The organism is Chryseobacterium phosphatilyticum, from assembly GCF_002899825.2.
GTDB lineage: Bacteria > Bacteroidota > Bacteroidia > Flavobacteriales > Weeksellaceae > Chryseobacterium > Chryseobacterium phosphatilyticum.
Genome location: NZ_PPED02000001.1, coordinates 1,239,547 through 1,257,258 on the forward strand (window position 1 = coordinate 1,239,547; position 17,712 = coordinate 1,257,258).

Sequence of the window (17,712 nt, forward strand, 5' to 3'; positions counted from 1 at the left end):
CGCTTTCACTGGAAAAAGGGATGGGATATTATACAGTTCTGTCCCTTTTATTTACAATACCATCTGCTCTTTTTATGTTTAAACCCACAGTGATGAATCATAGAGAACTTGAAAAATCGAAAGTATATATTACAAGCCAGATTGTAGATTACATTCCAAATTCTGTAGTCAGTAAAAATATACTTGAAAAACTGACCGGTAATATCAGTGTTTTATCTTTTGATGACAAAGAAGGGTTATCTGAAAAGATATCTCCTTTCGATACTGTTGCACATATCATTGAAGGTAAAGCTGAAATCATTATAGACGGAGCTTCTTATTGTATGGAAGAAGGTGAATGCATTATCGTTCCTGCCCATAAACGTCATTCAATAAAAGGTAATAAGCGCTTCAAGATGATAGTAACAATAATAAAAAGCGGCTATGAATAATCTAAACACTATATCTATTTTAACGAAAAAGATATTTAAAAAGACAGTTGAAATCCAAAAAGAATTTCCTGAACTGTATGAACTTCTAGATGAAACTCCACTATTTTTTTCTGAGAAGGAAAAAAATATTACGATAAAAGATTTAAGACAATATCTTGTTTCCCTTATCATACAACAAAAATCCTTTGAAAAAGGAACTATGAAGAAAAATGATCTACAATAAAATTCTAATGAAAAAGTTAATCAAGCATCCAAAGAGCAAACTGGGACTCAGAAATAAAAAAAATATTTCAAGAAGAGCCTATTATTCCCAGTTTACCTCTCTGTTCTATCTGCGAAATACCAACATCACCTTAGAAAGAGACGCTAAAGAAATTCTTAGAATGTTAAAAGAATTACAGCAGCTTATCAATAAATCAAGATTGATATTTAGCACATATTGCAGTTTAAGCCAACATAACCTGTGGCAGTCTGTTTTAGAAGACCTGAGTGAGAACATAAAGAATATTAGAATCCAGTTTGAATATATACTGGGAAATATTATTAAAAAAAATAAAATCAATTCACTCATATTCTGGCAGCAAAACAAACTCTACACAGATGAAATGGAAGTAATCCATAAAAAACTTATTCTGTTGACTATTCAGGTTTTACCGGAAGAAGAAAGATTATCTTGGAAGGTAAATATTTATAATTTTTATGATGAAATTTTTTCTTTACTTACTCCACTTATCGGGATGTGCAGGCTTGAATTAGATTTTATAGAAAAATATTCACCTAAAACCTTTAATCAGAATGTTATGGATATTATTAAAGATATTCCAGAAAATTACACTTTACAGCAAGCAAAGAAATATGAACACGAATACATAAAAATATTAACTAACTACAGTCATGAATTATGTAGGAAAAATAATTTTTGGGACAGCTTATTGTATATCCTTTCAGGCGGCATGTACCAACTACCATCCGAACGTACCTTATCCAAAAGATGGATCACCAGAAGATTAAAAAATAAGCATTCTTAATAACTGCAACCTAAATTTTTCATTTTATTAAATATTTTTCCAATGAAAACAATACATCTTTTTCGGTTTAACGATTCTATTTTCCGTAAAATCCCTTTCTTCAAAGAAGAACATAGGTTGAAAACCGATGTAACGGACATCGATTTAATGAATATTGAAATAGTAACCGAATATATCATTAAAACCTACGATGACTTTAGTTTCGACAACACATCAGGAAATGATCTTTTATCAATGTGCAAAAAAGCTCAAAAAACAATTGAACATTACTTTGTCATAAAATTAGATCATTATGATTTTATTTAAAACTGTTATTTATTTTACTCAAGAGCTTTCTACAAAATAAAATTGTTGAGTTACTATAAAAGTGATGTCTTTACTAAATATCTTATTAAAATAGTTTTTAGAAGAAACAAGACAAATAAAACCAATTAAAGATAAACTAAGCCAAGTTCGCTTATGCTTAATTTTTGAAATTAAATTGTTTTGAGTTTATAACATTTTTATTCTAATAAAAGTTTCTTGATCAAAATAACTTTATAATTCTCCCTTAATCTTGCTCAAACGAACCAAATCATCGATAAAAGTGTTTGAAGATACACTCGTTAAGGTCACACAACAAAAAATCGTTACTTTTTAAGTAGCGATTTTTTTATTATTAAACAGGATAGGATTAATTCCTGCTATACTTTACAATTCTGTACATTTTTTCGGATCAGGCGCAAAAGTTGAGACTAGCACAAAATCTATACTTTTTATTGAGCGAACAGGTCTTTTTTTAATCGCGAAGAAAGATGATTCAAATGTTTTATTTTAGGAAGCTAAGAAGTGCGACTTTGTCACTGAAGAAGCTTCATGGATATGCATTTACTTAAAAAGAGACTGTATCAAAGGTGTCATTCTGAACACAGACTGAAGGTCTGCGAACGAAGTTCTGCAATGTAGTGAAGAATCTCAAACAACTGGTTAACAAAGAGATTCCTCCTTCATCAGAAATCGAATATTCGACGTAGTCAATGACAAAAGCCAAATTATTTGACTTTTGAAACAACCTCCATTCTTTGCTCCCTTGAAAATTATTTTTTGTTGGCTTCAACGTATTCTTCATCTGAGACAGCTTCCAGCCATGTATTTTGATTGGTTTGCGGATTACCATTTGTTGCTAAATGTGAAAACCAGCTTTCAGCAGTTGCACCATGCCAATGCTCAACATTCGGAGCAATTTCTACAATATCACCAGATTTTAAACGACGAGCAGATTTTCCTCTTTCCTGATATAAGCCTTCACCACCAACAACAATCAAAAGTTGTCCTCCCGTATGACTGTGCCAATTATTACGACAACCTGGTTCAAATGTGACGTTGGAAATGGGAACATTTAAATCTTTATTGCTTGTAAGAGGTGCCAAATATGATTTACCAATAAAATATTGTGCAAAAGCAGTGTTTTCTTCACCGGTTGGAAAATCACTTATTGTAGGAATATTTGTATTCATTTTGTTATATTTTATTTTGTTTGAATTTACTTTATTTTGTGCGATTACAGTTGAACTGAACACTAAAAGAATGATGATTAAATATTTTATCATTCAATTGTTTTTATGATTTTTGCAGGAATCCCTCCCACCACAACATTATCTGGAACATCTTTGGAAACCACGGCTCCAGCTGCAACCACAGCATTTTCGCCAATCGTCACTCCAGGAAGAATGGTTGCCCTGGCTCCAATCCACGCATTTTTTTTAATATGAATAGATTTTCCTATCAATCCTTTCCTGTGCTGAGGCTTTAAAGGGTGATTTTCAGTTATCAGACTAACTTTCGGGCCAATTAAAACGTCGTCTTCAATCGTAATTCCGCCCAAAGTCAGAAAAGTACAATCAAAATTGATGAATACATTCTTTCCAATAGTAAGATTCTTCCCATAGTTGATATAAAGCGGTGTAAAAACCGCTACATTCTCCAATTTTCCACCTACAATCTCGCTTAATATTTTTAAAATCTCATTCGGTTCTGTGGAAGTATTTAATAGAATCAACTGTTTCTTAACTTCATAAGAAGCTTGCAGCAATTTATGAATTTCAGGATCATCAGGCATTATTGTTTCACCATTCCGAAGTCTGGTGAAAATATCTTTGTTAAAGCTCATTTTTAAATATTTAGAAAATAAAAACGCTAAATCCGCCATCTTAAAAAGCAGATTTAGCTATTGCAATGTTCAATTATTTCAAATTCGTTCTAAAGAAATGATCCAGTTTTTCAAAAGGAATCACATCCACTTTATCGTATAAATCGACGTGAACAGCATTCGGAATAATCATCAATTCTTTCGGTTCCGCAGCCATTTTGTAAATATCTTCACTCATATATTTAGAATGTGCATTTTCTCCGGCAATCAGAAGCATTGGCCTTGGGGAAATTTCTTTGATATAACTCAACATTACCGAGTTGGCAAAAGACATCGAATTGGTTTTCGTCCAGCCTTTATTGGAGTTTAAAGAACGTTTGTGATACCCTCTTGGCGTTTTGTAATAATCAAAATAATCCTTTACAAACTGAGGTTCATCACCGTTCAATTTTTCAGGTAAATGGGTTGTCGGATATTCAGGTTTTCCGTTTTCAGCATCAACCCAACGTTGCAGACTCATTGTTTCGAAAGCTTTCGTACGTTCTTCGGGAGTCATTTTATCATAATATCCTTTGGCGCTCACTCTTGAAATATCATAAGCACTTGTTGTCGCTACTGCTTTCACTCGTTTGTCGGCAATGGTTGCATTCAACGCAAAAGTTGCAAAGCCACAGATTCCGATGATTCCGATTTTGTTTCGGTCTACATTGTGTTGAAGGCCTAAGAAATCAACTGCCGCACTGAAATCTTCGGTATTGATGTCGGGTGAAGCAATATCTCTCGGCTCACCTCCACTTTCGCCGGTATAAGAAGGGTCAAAAGCGACAACAGCAAAACCTCTTTCCGCCATTTGGTTGGCATATAAACCTGAAGACTGTTCTTTTACCGCACCAAAAGGCCCGCTGATTGCCAACGCTGCTAATTTTTCGTTCCCTGAATTTTTGGGAAGGTATAAATCTCCGGAAAGCGTTATCCCGTAACGGTTTTTGAAGGTAAATGCTTTTCGGGTTACTTTATCGCTTAGTTTAAATGTATAATGTTCGTTTTGTTCGGTTGTATTCATTGTTTTTTGATTTGATTTTTTATTCTGCGTAAATGCCTGTCCGATGAAAAGAAAGGACAAAGCCATCACTGTTGTTATTATTTTCATATCTGAATTTTGTTTAAAAATTACTGATACAAAATTAGAAACAGCAGAGTGCTAACAGTTAATGATAATCAAACCAAAAATTAAGAAATTCAAACTTCTGTCAAACGAAATGCCTTTGGATTGGTACCTGTTTGTTTTTTAAAGAAATTATTAAAATACGTCGGATAATCGAATCCGAGTGCAAAAGCAATTTCTGAGATATTCCAGTCGGTGTGTTGCAGCAATGCTTTTGCTTCTGTGAGAATGCGTTCTGTGATATGAGCCGTTGTAGATTTCCCGGTAACTTCTTTTACGGCACGATTGAGATAATTAACATGAACATTCAGGTTTTTCGCAAAATCCTGAGCTGATTTCAGTTGCAGAGATTGGTCTGTAGTTTCAATGGGAAATTGTCTTTCCAACAGTTCCAGAAAAACAGATGATAGTCTTGATGCCGCATTTTTATTCTGGTCAAAATCTTCTGCAGGTTCCAGCTTCAGAGATTCGTGAATGATAAGACTTATGTAGTTACGTATCAGTTCATCCTTATAAATATAATCACTTTCCTGCTCTGCAATCATCTTTTGGAAAATCGTGTTAAGAAATTGTCTTTGTTCTTCGGTAATTTTCAGAACGGGAGTTCCACCGATTTTAAAGAAAGAAGACTGCTGTAAACTTTCAGAACGTTCAGAATTCTTGAAAAATTCTTCAGAAAAAAGAATGGTATACCCTTTATAAGTTGTTGAAATCGTTTCCCAGGAATAAGGAATATGTGGGTTTCCGAAAAAAAGCACCGTTCCTTCCTGCTCGAAACTTTTATCAGAATAATGAATTTTACTTTTCCCGGTTGTAAGGCAAATTTTATAGAATTCTTTTCTGCTGTACACACGGGTTTCACTGCCGTCCTGCTCAATCTGGAAGGCACGGAAACCTTTTAGTTTTAATTCACTATTAAACTCCGAAACAACTCTTTTTACCTTTTCTTTCATTTTTCAAAGTTAAGAAAATCAAACCATAAGTATAAGCACTAAAAATATAGGTTACTATAACTTTATTGTATTCGTTTCTTTCTATTTTTGAATTGATTATTTGATTCAACAGTTTGAAAAAAACGGAAATTTGGATCTGCCTTTCTCATATATAACTAAGGATTTTTTCATCATTGATCTTTAAATCAGAATTTTAAGATTTTCCAATAATTTTTGCTTTTTCTTTCATAATCCCAGAGTAGGAATTGGTAAAAGCCGATAGACTTTTATAACCAATCATAAAAGCGATCTGACTTAAAGTATATTCTCCTGTATTAATGAGTTCAATACTTTTTAAAATACGAATCAGCTGCATATATTTTTGGATCGTAATACCTGTTTCCCGCTTAAATATACGCTGAAGACTTCTTACAGACATTAAGGATAGATCAGCTAAGTCATCTAAACTTACCTGTTCCATGTAATTCTTATTAATATAATTACATACAGGTAGTAATCTTGGATCGACTGGAATCGGGATTTGTAAACCTTTTTTCTCTGTGCAGAAATGAGGAAGACTATTCAATAAAGCGGTCAGGAAATATCCCTGCTCTTCATCTTCTTCCAATAATTTATTCCACTTTGAAGCATATTGCAACATTTCTCTCAAAACCGGAGGTGCTGCAAAAACATGTACTTTATTATAAAAATCATTGTCAAAAACCGTTTTGAATAAGACAACCATGAGATTAACTGTACTGGCTTCCGACTGAGTATGATGTTTTTTGCCTGAAGGAATCCAAATTAAGTGATTTTGTGGAACCAGATAGATTTTATTCTCAATATGAAAATACTGATACCCCTCTTCGACATAAGTCAGTTGATATCTTTGATGAACATGATCATAGTCATCATGGGTCCAGTCTTTCTCATACCACACATAAGCATCGATATTAATTTCATCATCAAACTCCCCTTTTCTTTTTTCTGATAATCCACATTTCATTTTGGCGTTTTATATAATAATTCTGGCAAATTTAATAAAAATACCAATTGTAAATTTGTATTATCAAATAGATACAACTTCTGTTTTTCTATAATTAGATGAATTTATAGTAAGCATTTACTGTTAGAAGATAAAAATTTATCAAAGAGAAAGACATAGGAAGATTATATATTCAATACATGGAAACTCATCTGTTGAAATTCAAACTATCTCTGAGCTAGATTAATAGTAAAAATAACATTCAATACATAAAAAATAATAGTATGAAAAAAGTTTTTGTTGCAGGAGCCACCGGATGGGCGGGTTCTGAAATTAGCAGAGCAATATTTAATAATGACGAAATGATATTAACAGGCGGACTTTCTTTATCTCAGGATGGGAAAAATCTGTCAGAGATTCTGTCATTAAAATCGGACAATAATATACCTTTGTTTAAATCTATAGAAGATGCAATAGAAAATGTAGAATTTGATATTCTTGTAGATTTTACCAAACCGGAGATCGCGAAGCATAATATCCACAATGCTTTGCAAAAAGGCAAAAAAGTCATCATTGGAACTTCAGGACTTACAGATAAAGATTATGAAGAAATAGAGCGTATTGCCAATGAAAACAACACTTCTGTTCTTGCTGCAGGGAACTTTGCACTCACTGTTGTTTTATTGCAAAAGTTTGCCGAAATGGCCGCAAAATATATCCCTCACTACGAGATCATTGACTATGCAGATGCTAAAAAAATTGATGCACCAAGCGGAACAGTGGCAGAACTGGCGTATCGTCTTTCTAAAGTTCAAAAGCCTGAACTATCTGTAGCCATAGAGGATACCATAGGAAATAAAGAGACAAGAGGTGCAACAATAAACGGTATACAGGTTCATTCTGTTCGCCTGCCCGGTCACACGCTAGGCGTTGAAACTATCTTTGGACTCAAAGGAGAAAAATTAATCCTAAGACATGATTCCGGAGAAAGTGCGGACCCCTATGTAAAAGGTGTACTCCTTGCCATCAAAAACATTGATACTTTCAAAGGTTTACGAAGAGGATTAGATTCAATAATGGAATTTTAACAATAAAAAAATATGCATTAATAATAAATTAGGAAATCACTTGGGAGTAAATTCTAATTTATACATGTTTCCTAATATGGCAACTTCTATTATTTCGAGTGTTTAAACTTTTTTGATAAAAATGAGCTTTACAATTCTTTTTTTAATTTGGCTCAAACGAACCAAATCATCTATAAAAATGTTTGAAGATACGCTCGTCTTGGTCACCAATAGCCAAACGGCGCCATTTTAAGACAAGTGGCGCCATTTTTTATTATAATTGATAGTAAGATATTTAAATATAAGAGATATAAATTTCTTAAAATTTAGTAATCTTCACCATCTCCATTATTTATTATACTCTTCTTCTGTCACAGGGTGTAACCAAACCATAACCCCATTCTTATTATCAGTGACCGCAATCTCAACAAAATAAGAATCCTTACTTGCACCATGCCAATGCTCAACATTTGGTGGACATTTTATAACGTCACCTTTGTGTAAGATCTTTTTCGGCCGCCCTTTTTCCTGGCAATATCATACCATCAGTCACTAGGATAATTACATTCAGGTTTATTTGCCGGATGTAACTGTTGTAGATTTAAATATGCCGGGGTTGGACGGATTGGAAATGGCAAAAAAGTAATGAAAAATAAATGGCATACTAAAGTTATAACCCTTACCATGCATAATGAAATTGGAGTTTTGAACAAAGCAAAAGAATTTGAAGTAGATGGTTATATTTTAAAAGAAAAAGCTACTCCTGATTTAGAAAAATGTATGAAAGAAATTGCTTTAAGAAAGAAATATTATTCTGGAGCTTTGCTTTAAAATTAAACGATAGAGCAAACAGATGATCCCGGCAAACTAAACCCATTAACAGTTTCTGAAAGAAAAATAGTAGAATTAATAGCTACTCAAAAAAACTCAGTAAGCAAATTGCAGAACTTCTTTTCCTGTCCGAAAAAACAGTAAAGGGACACCGTACCAGAATTATAGAAAAATTGGGGATTCCAAAAGAAAAAAACGCATTACTGATTTGGGCAATACAGAATTATAAAAAATCCTTGTAGGTTTAAAAATAATTATTAAAAATGAAAGATGTCTTTCGCCATATTATAAACCTACGGGAACATTTTTAATATCATAATTTTTTGAAAGTATATTCATCATAGACTGTGTTAATGAGCTCATCAGAATGAATGTTTCGTGAAAAAATAGGATAATGAAAACGATCCAGTTTATTAAGAATACGGATCAGATCCATTTTTTCACTATAATTAAGATTCCCGGCAACGATATTGGTCGCCTGACGGATTTTTTCCATTTGATTTTCCAGGATCTGCAATCCTCTTCCGGTGATACGGATTAATTTACTGCGTTTGTCCAAATCAGAATCAGTCTGTTCAATAAGTCCTTGTCGTAAAAGTCTGGCAATAATCAGCATACCTACCGGCTTATCGTGAATATTTTTTTTGATAAGAGCCATTTTTGTCATCTCACCAAATGCCTTAAGATTAATTAGATAAATAAAGTCTTCCTGAGTAGAAAATTCAGAATCTGAGATGGCAGACTTTGAGTAGGTTTTTGCATACCGGTTAAGGTGAACAAGTAATGTACTGATCGCACTTTCCGGTGTCCTTCCATTTTCCTTGCCCTCCCAGTATGGCTCATCACCAGCACGCGTAGACTCAAGATTCTCCTTACCAGAAACCCACAATTTAAAGCCCTCAATAGTAGGTGGATAGGAATTCGGAGATGTTTTATTATCTGATTCGAATTGCTCAAGAAGAGTCATAAAGTCTTTGATAAGGTCAAAATTCATTTCAATTAAATACTATACAAATATACCTGCTTTTAATTTAATATCAATTACTTGCTCACTACATATTGAGTTTATTTAAAGAATAATAAAAAAGAGGAAACAATTACTATTTTAAAACATTTATGTAAATCTCTCAATAAGTAAAAAAAGGATACAAATAAACTAAATTAAAAATTAAGAAAACTGTCCGAAACTGATAAAGTTTCGGACAGTTTGTAGTATAAAGTCTTTGAATTAATTTGTTCTTTTCCTCCATTCTGCCTTCACATCTTCAGCTGCATCTTTCGTACTTTCCCAAGCTTCATCGGCTTTATCCTTAATATCATCCCATGCATCAGAAACATTTGACTTCACTCTATCTATCCAGTCTTCCTGCGTAGCTTCCTGATCATTATCTCTTTTTTCATTGATATAATCTTTGGCTTTATCCGCTAATTCACTGATCTTCCATTTTGCATTATCAGCCGCATTTTTTAAAGAGTTTTCGGTTTCATTAACTGCATTTTCCGCTTTGTTGTAATCTGAATTATTCATAATATAATATTTTAGTAATTGGTATATAAATAAACAATGTACGTGCCTAAAACGCCCGTTAATATGTTAAAATATCTTAAAATATGAAATCATCATTTTAAAAAATCACACTCATTTAATTATACACCTCATAATCAATATCATAACCTTTCATGCATCCTACAATATTTTTTCAATGTTAATTGCGGCCTAGTTACTTCTCCCAAGATTTTTAATCATTCCATTAAAAATAAACCCATGAAACGGAAGTACCATAATCCAATATAATCTCCCCCATAAACCCTTTGGCCGAAATACAGCTTTCTGCCATATCTTATTTTTATGTACTTTAAACATAAGCCAAGCCTCTCCGGGGAGTTTCATTTCAGCAAGTAAAATAAGTATACCTTCTTTACGATCCGCATACAACACCCTCCAGAAATCCAAAGCATCTCCATCTTTAAGATCCTCAGGATGCCTCCTTCCTCTTCTGATTCCCGGCCCTCCAAAAAGTTTATCAATAAAACCTCTTATTTTCCAGAGCCCCTGCCCATACCATCCATTATTGCCACCTAACTGGAAAATTCGTCTTATACAGGCCTCCCTGTTGTCATACTCTTCACTTCTGAGATCAGTAAAACATCCATACTTAGGTACATCCTGATATGCTTTTAAAGAGGAATCATTCCGGCTACTGATAAAACTGTCTTTCCAGCTAGAGATGATTTCACTGGACTGAATTTTTGCCAGGGTTCTTTTAAGCGCACTTTCATAAGAAAACGGCTGTACTTGTGTGATGGATTTAATCTGGGCCAGGCTTTCTGGCCTGCAAACAACTTCTACTTTCATACTTCCTACAAGTGCTTTTGCCAGAGTATAAGAGGTAGAAGTAATAAAATAAAGCCAATAGGAAGAAAGCTTTGGGGTCATCACCGGAAGGGTAAAAATAGTCCTCTGTAACCCTCTAACCTCAGCAAACTTCAGCAGCATATCTTTATAGGTAAGCACATCATCACATCCTATATCAAAGTCCTTCCGATAAGACTGTTCTTTAAACAATACGAAAATCAGAAAATCGAGGACATTAGCAATTCCTATAGGCTGGCATTTCGTATAAAGCCATTTAGGAGCGATCATCAAGGGTAATTTTTCAACGAGATCCCTTATAATTTCAAAAGAAGCGCTACCAGAGCCAATAATAATACCTGCCCGAAGAACAGTCACCGGAATCTTACACTCCATCAGAATTTTTTCAACGTGATACCTTGAGCTTAAATGCTTTGATAATTGTTTTTCATTCACCAAACCTGAAAGATATACTATGTGTTTGCAATGAGTCTTTTCTATATATTCAGAAAAATTATGGGCACATTTCTTTTCCGAATCTTCATAATCTTCAGAAGTACTCATGGAATGCATCAGATAGTACGCTCCTGTGATATCATCAGGAATGTTCTTTAATGTTTCCGGTTTTAAAAAATCGACTTCAATAACTTCAAACCTATTATCATCAAGCTCCAAAACGTTTTCAAACCTGTCAACGTCTCTGCAGCAGCATATCACTTTATATCCTTGGGCTACTATGACGCTGATCATTCTTTTGCCAATATATCCGGTAGCACCGGTTAGTAGAATTTTTTCCATGACATCTGAATTTAAATGAATCCTAAAACATTATGCCCAAAAAAGCATTAAATCTTCTCTAAAAGATGGCCAAAGTATTTTTTTTTCTTCACAAGATAACTTTCATTCACTTCATTGGAATCAATTTCCAAAGGAACTCTGCTATTGAGAATAATCCCACTATTCTCTATTGATCTGATCTTATCCGGGTTATTGGTCAACAGATTAATATTCCCGACCTCCAAAATATTCAACATTTCAACGGCTATGTCAAAGTTTCTTCCGTCTGCCGGGAGGCCAAGTTTCAAATTGGCCTCAACAGTATCCAATCCTTTTTCCTGAAGTTCATAAGCCCTTAGTTTATTAATTATTCCGATATTTCTTCCTTCCTGACGAAGGTAAACAATCACTCCCCCATTTTCCGACATATATTTCATAGCGGCATCAAGTTGTTGTCCACATTCACATTTTTTGGAATGAAAAACTTCTCCTGTAATACATTCTGAATGAAAACGAACATTTACAGTTGTATTAAAATCTGTATTCTCTGCTACCCAAACCAGATGAGGACTCCAGTCTTCTTCATTTTCCGAAAATGCATATACCATGAACATCCCATATTCTGTAGGTATTTTTGATTGTGCTTGTATTTTGAGCATTTTTTCTGATTTTAAGTTAATATAATCTATTTTTCAAACGGACTTTTCCTGTCCTGTTTTACCCATATCAATTTTGAAGTATCATAACCGATCTCCTGAGCCTTAGTGATAAAATTTTGTTTTATATTTTCGGGAATGGTCTTTTCTCGGGATAGAATCCACAAATAATCTAAGTTTTTTCCAGCAATCAAGGCATATTTGTAATCTTCCAGGGCTACCACGTTGTATCCGCTGTAAAAAGGGCCAAAAAAGCTCACTTTCAGAGCTGCAGTATTCTTGTCCCCTCTAAATTTAGCGGTCCCATTAACAGACACCCATTTATTCTTTTTAAAATTGTACCCGCTGTTGACTACGTTTACATTTCCCTCCTCATTAAGACTGTACTGAGCGATTGCGTTATCAAGATCTTTTTCAAAGCGATAATCGAATCTGGCTATCTCATACCATGTTCCTAAATATCTATTGACATCAAATCGATCAACAGGCTGCGCTTTTTCGGGCATAGAAGAACAAGAAAACAAAATGATTAACAAAGTGAAACTTGATAATAATGTAAGAATGAATTTATTTTTCATTTTTAGTTATTTTTTTAAAGAAATAAATATTAAGTAAAAACTGACTGTAACCATAAACGGCATCTTCTACAGGGATCGTTCCCATTCTAATCCCTAAAAAGTCATCGGGATTATAATTAACAACCGGCGAAGGAATTATAGAGCCTGTCAGTATTCCATTCACTGAGAAAAATCCGGGCATCAGGATCAGATATACAAAACTTGCCTTTCCTATCCATTCTCTTTTAGCAATAAAATGCAGATAGCAGATGGTTATTAACGTTACAATAACTGTCAGCAAAGTATATATTCTCTCATAGTAAAGAAGTCCTGCCAAACAGAGAACAATAACAGCCGTAAACACAATGAGATTATTAAAGAGATCAGCCCATGCCAGCTTAAAAAATTTTTCAAGGCAATAGTAAGTAAAAATACAGGCGAATGGAATACAGTAAAAGAACAGCCATTCTTCTATAGGGAGCCCTGAAATTTTAACTCCTAATGTATATCTGTAATCAAACCACCATACACCTTTTCCTGTGAACCATATATCCCACATAATAAAAGGAATTGCTACGATAGTAGATGACAACAGAAACTTTCCGAAAAGTTTATTAAACTGTATTCTTCTGTCAAAAGAAGCCAAAAAGCAAATAATGACTGTGAAAAAATTAATCAGTATGTAAGTATATTGCATCATTTTTTATTGAAATACATTTTAAAATAGATCATAGGAACCCACAAGAAGCCAAAGCACTCTCCTTCTTCTTTTCCTAAATGTTTGTGGTGCTGTTTATGGGCACGTCTGATGGCAAGCAAATATGGGTTCTTTGTTTTTGTAAAAACCTTTGCTCTTTGATGAATAAAAATATCATGGACAAAGAAATAGGCCATTCCGTAAAGACTTATTCCTAGGCCAACAAAAAACAGATAGCTGAATTCCTGCCTTACCCCTGCATATAATAATGCAATAGCAGGGCTGGCAAAAATGAAAAAGAACAGATCATTTCTCTCCAGCTTACCGTCATGGCTGTGATCATGATGATCGCGGTGCAGGCCCCAAAGAAAACCATGCATAATATATCTGTGAATCAGCCATGTGGCGCCTTCCATGGAAATAAAAACACACAAAACAATCAGAAAATTCATATTAATTATGTTCTTGGTTAAAAAGATCATTCAACACTCTGTATCTGAAATCGAAAATACTTCTGAGCTTTTCCTTAACAAACAAGCGATGGGCTATTCTTCCTAAAACCCCAAACGGGAGTTCATAATCTACAGTATCTTTCATCAATATACCATTCTCATCAGGAATAAACTCATGAAAATGATTCCAATGTTTATAAGGGCCTTTTTTCTGAAAGTCCGTAAAGCTTTTACCGTCTTCTACCTGACTGATAATGGTTTTCCACTTTATCGGAATTCCCAATACAGGGGAAACTGTATAATCTATTTCCATTCCTTCAAAAATAGATTCATCCTTAATATCTGAAAGAACCACAAAACTCATATTTTCAGGTGTTATTTCGGATAAGTTATGAGGGGATGAAAAGAATTTCCATGCCGTCTCAATATTGCACCTCAAATGCTGTTCTCTATATAATCTGTACATCATTTATTTTTTGTTAATATGAAAGTTCTAAAAAACTCCTTTTAAATAGTGCATGTATTACAAATAAGCAGATTTGTATCTTATATAGCTTTTGAATGCAACCAACAGCTTCTGTGAATTGGCAATCCTGATTCTCTGCTGCAAAATATGCTGAGAATTTGTTTTCTTTATTTTTTCAAATAACAGCAGATAGTATCTGTATGCCAAGTATACCCCGAACATCGAAGAGCTTGGCAGCTTCTTAATTCCTTGTAATGCTTCTTTAAATTCTTCTTCAATTTCTTTTTCAATCTGGGCTTTTACAGTATTATCAAAGACAGACATATTCAGAGACGGGAAATAGGTTCTACCCAAAATCTGATAATCATCTTTCAGGTCCCGTAAAAAATTTACTTTTTGAAAAGCAGATCCCAACTTCATGGCAAATGGTCTAAGTTTTTCAAACTGCTTTTTATCGCCTTCTGTAAATATCTGCAGGCACATAAGACCTACCACTTCTGCAGAGCCATAGATATACTCATTATAAAGATCGGAATTGTAGTCTATTTTCTGCAGATCCATTTCCATGCTGTGCAAAAACTGATCGATCAATTGAATATTAATATCATAATGGCGAACCGCTTCCTGAAATGAATGTAAAATGGGATTGAGTGATATACCGTCCTTCAGCGCTTCATAAGTTTCGTTTTTTAGACTTTTCAAAAGCTTCTCTTTATCATACCCATGAAAGCTATCAACAATTTCATCTGCAAGACGCACATACCCATAAACAGCATAAACAGCAGGCCTGATAGAAGGCTTCAAAGCCAATATTCCTAATGAAAAACTGGTACTGTATTTTTGAGTAGTATACTTGCTTACCTTGCAAGACAACTCATCAAACAATTTTTTCATATTATTTTATTTTTAGTTTATTAACCTCTCCTGCTACAATCTTTCCAGAAATAACTGACGGGGGAACTCCTGGTCCCGGAACAGTTAACTGGCCGGTATAAAAAAGATTGCTAATCTTTTTATTCCTTATTTTAGGCTTCAGGACAGCAGTCTGTGATAAAGTGTTGGACAGTCCATAGGCATTCCCCTGATAAGCGTTATAATCCGAAATAAAATCACTTACACAATAGCTTCTCTTGTATTCAATCCTGGAGATAAGATCGGTTTCTCCTGTATGTTTTTCAATTCTTTCCAGCATTTCCTTCAGGTATTTTTCTCTTACAACCTCCTCATCATGTATTCCCGGTGTGAGGGGTAACAGTAAAAAAAGATTTTCACACCCTTCAGGAGCTATATCCGGATCAGTTTTGGAAGGGCAGCACGCATAAAAAAGCGGTTTAGCAGGCCATTTTTTATTTTTATAAATGCAGTCTATATGATCATCAAGATTGTTTTCAAAAAATAGAGTATGATGTTTTAAATGAGATATTTTCCCTTTGATCCCCAGGTAATAAATCAGACATGAAGGAGCAAAGGTTCTCGTTTTCCAATAGGCATCATTATAGTTTCTAAGTGATTTGGAAATTAACGTTTCTGTGTGATAGTAATCTGATGATGCAATCACTGCATCAAATTCATAATCTTTATCATTTGCTGTTATTGAGACCACTTTCCCGTTTTCTGTATTGATTTTCTTTACCTCATGATTGAAATGAAAAGTTACCCCCTGCTTTTCTGCAACGTCTTTCATACCAAGAACAAGTTGATAAAAACCTCCCATGGGGTATTGGGTTCCCAAAACATATCCCCCGTAATTCATAAGACTGTAAAGCGCGGGAATATTCTGAGGCGAGGCACCAAGGAATATAACCGGGAATTCCATCAGGGATCTGAGTTTAGGATCAGAAAAATAACCTGAAACATATTTCCTGAAATTACTCAAAAGATCAAGCTTCAGTGCACTGCCTGCTATTTTTAAAGAAGCAAATTCCAACCAGTTATAACAAGGTTTTGTGACAAAGTCTTTCATTCCTACCTCATACTTGAATTGAGCAGACTGCATGAATGTATCATACTTCTTCCCCGCTCCTTTTTCTGTTTTTTCAAATAACTCACGGATCTCATCATTTTTCTCAGGAACTGAAATCTTTTCTTCTGAAAAGACCATCTCAAACTGGGGATCTAAAGAAACAAGCTTAAAAAAATCAGAGACTTTGTAGTCAAAATCGCTGAAAAAGCCTTCGATAATATCAGGCATCCAGTACCAGCTTGGGCCCATGTCAAAAACATACCCTTGTTCTGTTCTAAATTGCCTTGCACGACCTCCCGGCTGGTCATGTTTTTCAAATACATGCACTTCATTTCCTGATTTAGCAGCATATGCAGCAGCAGACAGCCCTGAAAATCCAGAACCAATTACAGCAATTCTCTTTCTTAAGTTTCCAGTATCCATTGTTACTTATTTAATAGTTTTAACAACTCTATTTAATACACATCATCTCAACCTTTTATATGCAATATCCAACAGATTCCTCGTATCCAGATTCATATGGTAAAAAGAATTATGGAATTCATCCAGTTTAGAGAGTATCGCTATGAGCAGCATTTGTTCAGAGTGAGCAAGATTCCCCACCACAACATTTGAGGCTTTACGTATTTCATCCATATTTTCCTCCAATACAGTATGCCCTTTCTCAGTTATCTGAATATGCTTTGTTCGTTTATCTTTTTCAGAGCCTGTCTGCTCAACCCAACCATGACGAATTAATCGATTAATAATAAGTATACCTGAAGATTTTTCATGCACATTATGTCTTATCAATTCCATTTTTGTCATCGCTCCCATCGTTTTCAGACCTATCAGATAAATAAAATCATCCTGGCTTGAAAAAACTGAATTGCCAATTGATCTGGAGTAAGTTTTTGCATACCTTCCCATCCTTATCAATAATGTATTGATGATACTATCAGAAATTCTTCCCGATTCTTTACCTATCCAACATGGATCTATTGATTCAGAAGTATTTTTACAGGAAGAATTGATCCACTCCGTAAAACCTTGAAGATCGTTGCTGTATAACGCCTTACCTTCATTTTGTTCCATAAATTGCTGAACAAGTTCTACAACTGATTTTATAAGATCAAAACTCATAACCTACATATTAGTATACAAATATACTTATAAAAGTTTATAAATATACTTATGTGTTATTTTATTTTAAAGCTAAAGAATTACGATATGGAGATTTAAAGA

23 protein-coding genes are annotated in these 17,712 nt (G+C 34.2%); 7 read left to right on the forward strand and 16 right to left on the reverse strand.

The features are described 5' to 3' along the window. The first annotated feature begins 92 nt into the window (after window positions 1-92). From C1631_RS05725 to C1631_RS05740, 4 genes are read left to right on the forward strand one after another with little or no spacing between them, the layout of a single operon-like run. Window positions 93-431 (forward strand): cupin domain-containing protein, encoded by a 339-nt coding sequence (locus C1631_RS05725; RefSeq protein WP_165828237.1) that lies wholly within the window; start codon window positions 93-95, stop codon window positions 429-431. Further along, the gene (locus C1631_RS05730) at window positions 424-654 is read left to right on the forward strand and encodes a hypothetical protein (RefSeq protein ID WP_076550606.1); all 231 of its coding nucleotides are present in this window, start codon (window positions 424-426) and stop codon (window positions 652-654) included. The genes C1631_RS05725 and C1631_RS05730 overlap by 8 nt, the downstream gene beginning before the upstream one ends. A 7-nt stretch (window positions 655-661) precedes the next feature. Continuing rightward, a complete protein-coding gene (locus tag C1631_RS05735; protein ID WP_123966598.1) occupies window positions 662-1,459 on the forward strand; it encodes a hypothetical protein in 798 nt (265 codons plus the stop codon). Between the two features lie 42 nt (window positions 1,460-1,501). Beyond that, window positions 1,502-1,765 carry a heme oxygenase gene (locus C1631_RS05740; RefSeq protein WP_109711023.1) on the forward strand — a complete coding sequence of 88 codons (264 nt, stop codon included), beginning with the start codon at window positions 1,502-1,504 and terminating at the stop codon, window positions 1,763-1,765. Between the two features lie 770 nt (window positions 1,766-2,535). On the opposite strand, the gene C1631_RS05745 is transcribed toward C1631_RS05740, so the two are convergent. The 5 genes from C1631_RS05745 to C1631_RS05765 form a co-directional block, all read right to left on the reverse strand. After that, window positions 2,536-3,048, reverse strand: coding sequence for a cupin domain-containing protein (locus C1631_RS05745; protein WP_109711025.1), 513 nt, complete (start codon window positions 3,046-3,048; stop codon window positions 2,536-2,538). After that, the gene (locus C1631_RS05750; protein ID WP_165828238.1) at window positions 3,045-3,608 is read right to left on the reverse strand and encodes a DapH/DapD/GlmU-related protein; all 564 of its coding nucleotides are present in this window, start codon (window positions 3,606-3,608) and stop codon (window positions 3,045-3,047) included. The genes C1631_RS05745 and C1631_RS05750 overlap by 4 nt, the downstream gene beginning before the upstream one ends. Before the next feature lie 73 nt (window positions 3,609-3,681). After that, the gene (locus C1631_RS05755) at window positions 3,682-4,737 is read right to left on the reverse strand and encodes an alpha/beta hydrolase (protein ID WP_109711030.1); all 1,056 of its coding nucleotides are present in this window, start codon (window positions 4,735-4,737) and stop codon (window positions 3,682-3,684) included. An 89-nt stretch (window positions 4,738-4,826) separates the two neighbouring features. Further along, the gene (locus tag C1631_RS05760) at window positions 4,827-5,705 is read right to left on the reverse strand and encodes a helix-turn-helix domain-containing protein (RefSeq protein ID WP_109711032.1); all 879 of its coding nucleotides are present in this window, start codon (window positions 5,703-5,705) and stop codon (window positions 4,827-4,829) included. Window positions 5,706-5,898: 193 nt separating this feature from the next. Beyond that, entirely contained in the window at window positions 5,899-6,690 is a 792-nt protein-coding gene (locus tag C1631_RS05765) for a helix-turn-helix domain-containing protein (protein ID WP_109711034.1), read from the reverse strand. Between the two features lie 263 nt (window positions 6,691-6,953). Here C1631_RS05765 and dapB point away from each other — a divergent pair, with 263 nt between their 5' ends. The 3 genes from dapB (at window position 6,954) to C1631_RS24560 (ending at window position 8,809) form a co-directional block, all read left to right on the forward strand. After that, entirely contained in the window at window positions 6,954-7,757 is an 804-nt protein-coding gene (gene dapB, locus C1631_RS05770) for a 4-hydroxy-tetrahydrodipicolinate reductase (RefSeq protein WP_103247400.1), read from the forward strand. 624 nt (window positions 7,758-8,381) lie between these two features. Beyond that, window positions 8,382-8,567 (forward strand): response regulator transcription factor, encoded by a 186-nt coding sequence (locus tag C1631_RS05785; RefSeq protein WP_103247399.1) that lies wholly within the window; start codon window positions 8,382-8,384, stop codon window positions 8,565-8,567. A gap of 107 nt (window positions 8,568-8,674) precedes the next feature. Beyond that, entirely contained in the window at window positions 8,675-8,809 is a 135-nt protein-coding gene (locus C1631_RS24560; protein WP_368731364.1) for a LuxR C-terminal-related transcriptional regulator, read from the forward strand. Window positions 8,810-8,880: 71 nt separating this feature from the next. On the opposite strand, the gene C1631_RS05795 is transcribed toward C1631_RS24560, so the two are convergent. The 11 genes from C1631_RS05795 to C1631_RS05845 form a co-directional block, all read right to left on the reverse strand. Further along, window positions 8,881-9,561 (reverse strand): MarR family winged helix-turn-helix transcriptional regulator, encoded by a 681-nt coding sequence (locus C1631_RS05795; RefSeq protein WP_103247398.1) that lies wholly within the window; start codon window positions 9,559-9,561, stop codon window positions 8,881-8,883. Between the two features lie 234 nt (window positions 9,562-9,795). Beyond that, window positions 9,796-10,095 (reverse strand): DUF883 domain-containing protein, encoded by a 300-nt coding sequence (locus tag C1631_RS05800; protein ID WP_103247397.1) that lies wholly within the window; start codon window positions 10,093-10,095, stop codon window positions 9,796-9,798. Between the two features lie 189 nt (window positions 10,096-10,284). Beyond that, window positions 10,285-11,718, reverse strand: coding sequence for an SDR family oxidoreductase (locus C1631_RS05805; protein ID WP_103247396.1), 1,434 nt, complete (start codon window positions 11,716-11,718; stop codon window positions 10,285-10,287). Between the two features lie 47 nt (window positions 11,719-11,765). Then, window positions 11,766-12,356 (reverse strand): GTP cyclohydrolase II, encoded by a 591-nt coding sequence (gene ribA, locus C1631_RS05810; RefSeq protein ID WP_103247395.1) that lies wholly within the window; start codon window positions 12,354-12,356, stop codon window positions 11,766-11,768. Window positions 12,357-12,382: 26 nt separating this feature from the next. After that, complete coding sequence (locus C1631_RS05815; protein ID WP_109711036.1) at window positions 12,383-12,931, reverse strand: lipocalin family protein; 549 nt, start codon at window positions 12,929-12,931, stop codon at window positions 12,383-12,385. Beyond that, window positions 12,921-13,610 carry a lycopene cyclase domain-containing protein gene (locus tag C1631_RS05820; protein ID WP_109711038.1) on the reverse strand — a complete coding sequence of 230 codons (690 nt, stop codon included), beginning with the start codon at window positions 13,608-13,610 and terminating at the stop codon, window positions 12,921-12,923. The genes C1631_RS05815 and C1631_RS05820 overlap by 11 nt, the downstream gene beginning before the upstream one ends. Continuing rightward, window positions 13,607-14,059, reverse strand: a complete 453-nt coding sequence (locus C1631_RS05825; RefSeq protein WP_109711040.1) for a sterol desaturase family protein — start codon at window positions 14,057-14,059, stop codon at window positions 13,607-13,609. Before C1631_RS05825 ends, C1631_RS05820 begins: the two co-directional genes overlap by 4 nt. 1 nt (window position 14,060) lies before the next feature. After that, window positions 14,061-14,528, reverse strand: coding sequence for an SRPBCC family protein (locus tag C1631_RS05830; RefSeq protein ID WP_103248410.1), 468 nt, complete (start codon window positions 14,526-14,528; stop codon window positions 14,061-14,063). Window positions 14,529-14,582: 54 nt separating this feature from the next. Further along, window positions 14,583-15,419: a phytoene/squalene synthase family protein gene (locus tag C1631_RS05835; RefSeq protein ID WP_109711042.1), complete on the reverse strand. Its 837-nt coding sequence runs from the start codon at window positions 15,417-15,419 to the stop codon at window positions 14,583-14,585. Between the two features lies 1 nt (window position 15,420). Then, entirely contained in the window at window positions 15,421-16,911 is a 1,491-nt protein-coding gene (crtID, locus tag C1631_RS05840; RefSeq protein ID WP_109711044.1) for a bifunctional phytoene desaturase/3,4-desaturase, read from the reverse strand. A gap of 42 nt (window positions 16,912-16,953) precedes the next feature. Next, complete coding sequence (locus tag C1631_RS05845) at window positions 16,954-17,610, reverse strand: MarR family winged helix-turn-helix transcriptional regulator (protein WP_103248413.1); 657 nt, start codon at window positions 17,608-17,610, stop codon at window positions 16,954-16,956. Window positions 17,611-17,712: the final 102 nt, after the last annotated feature.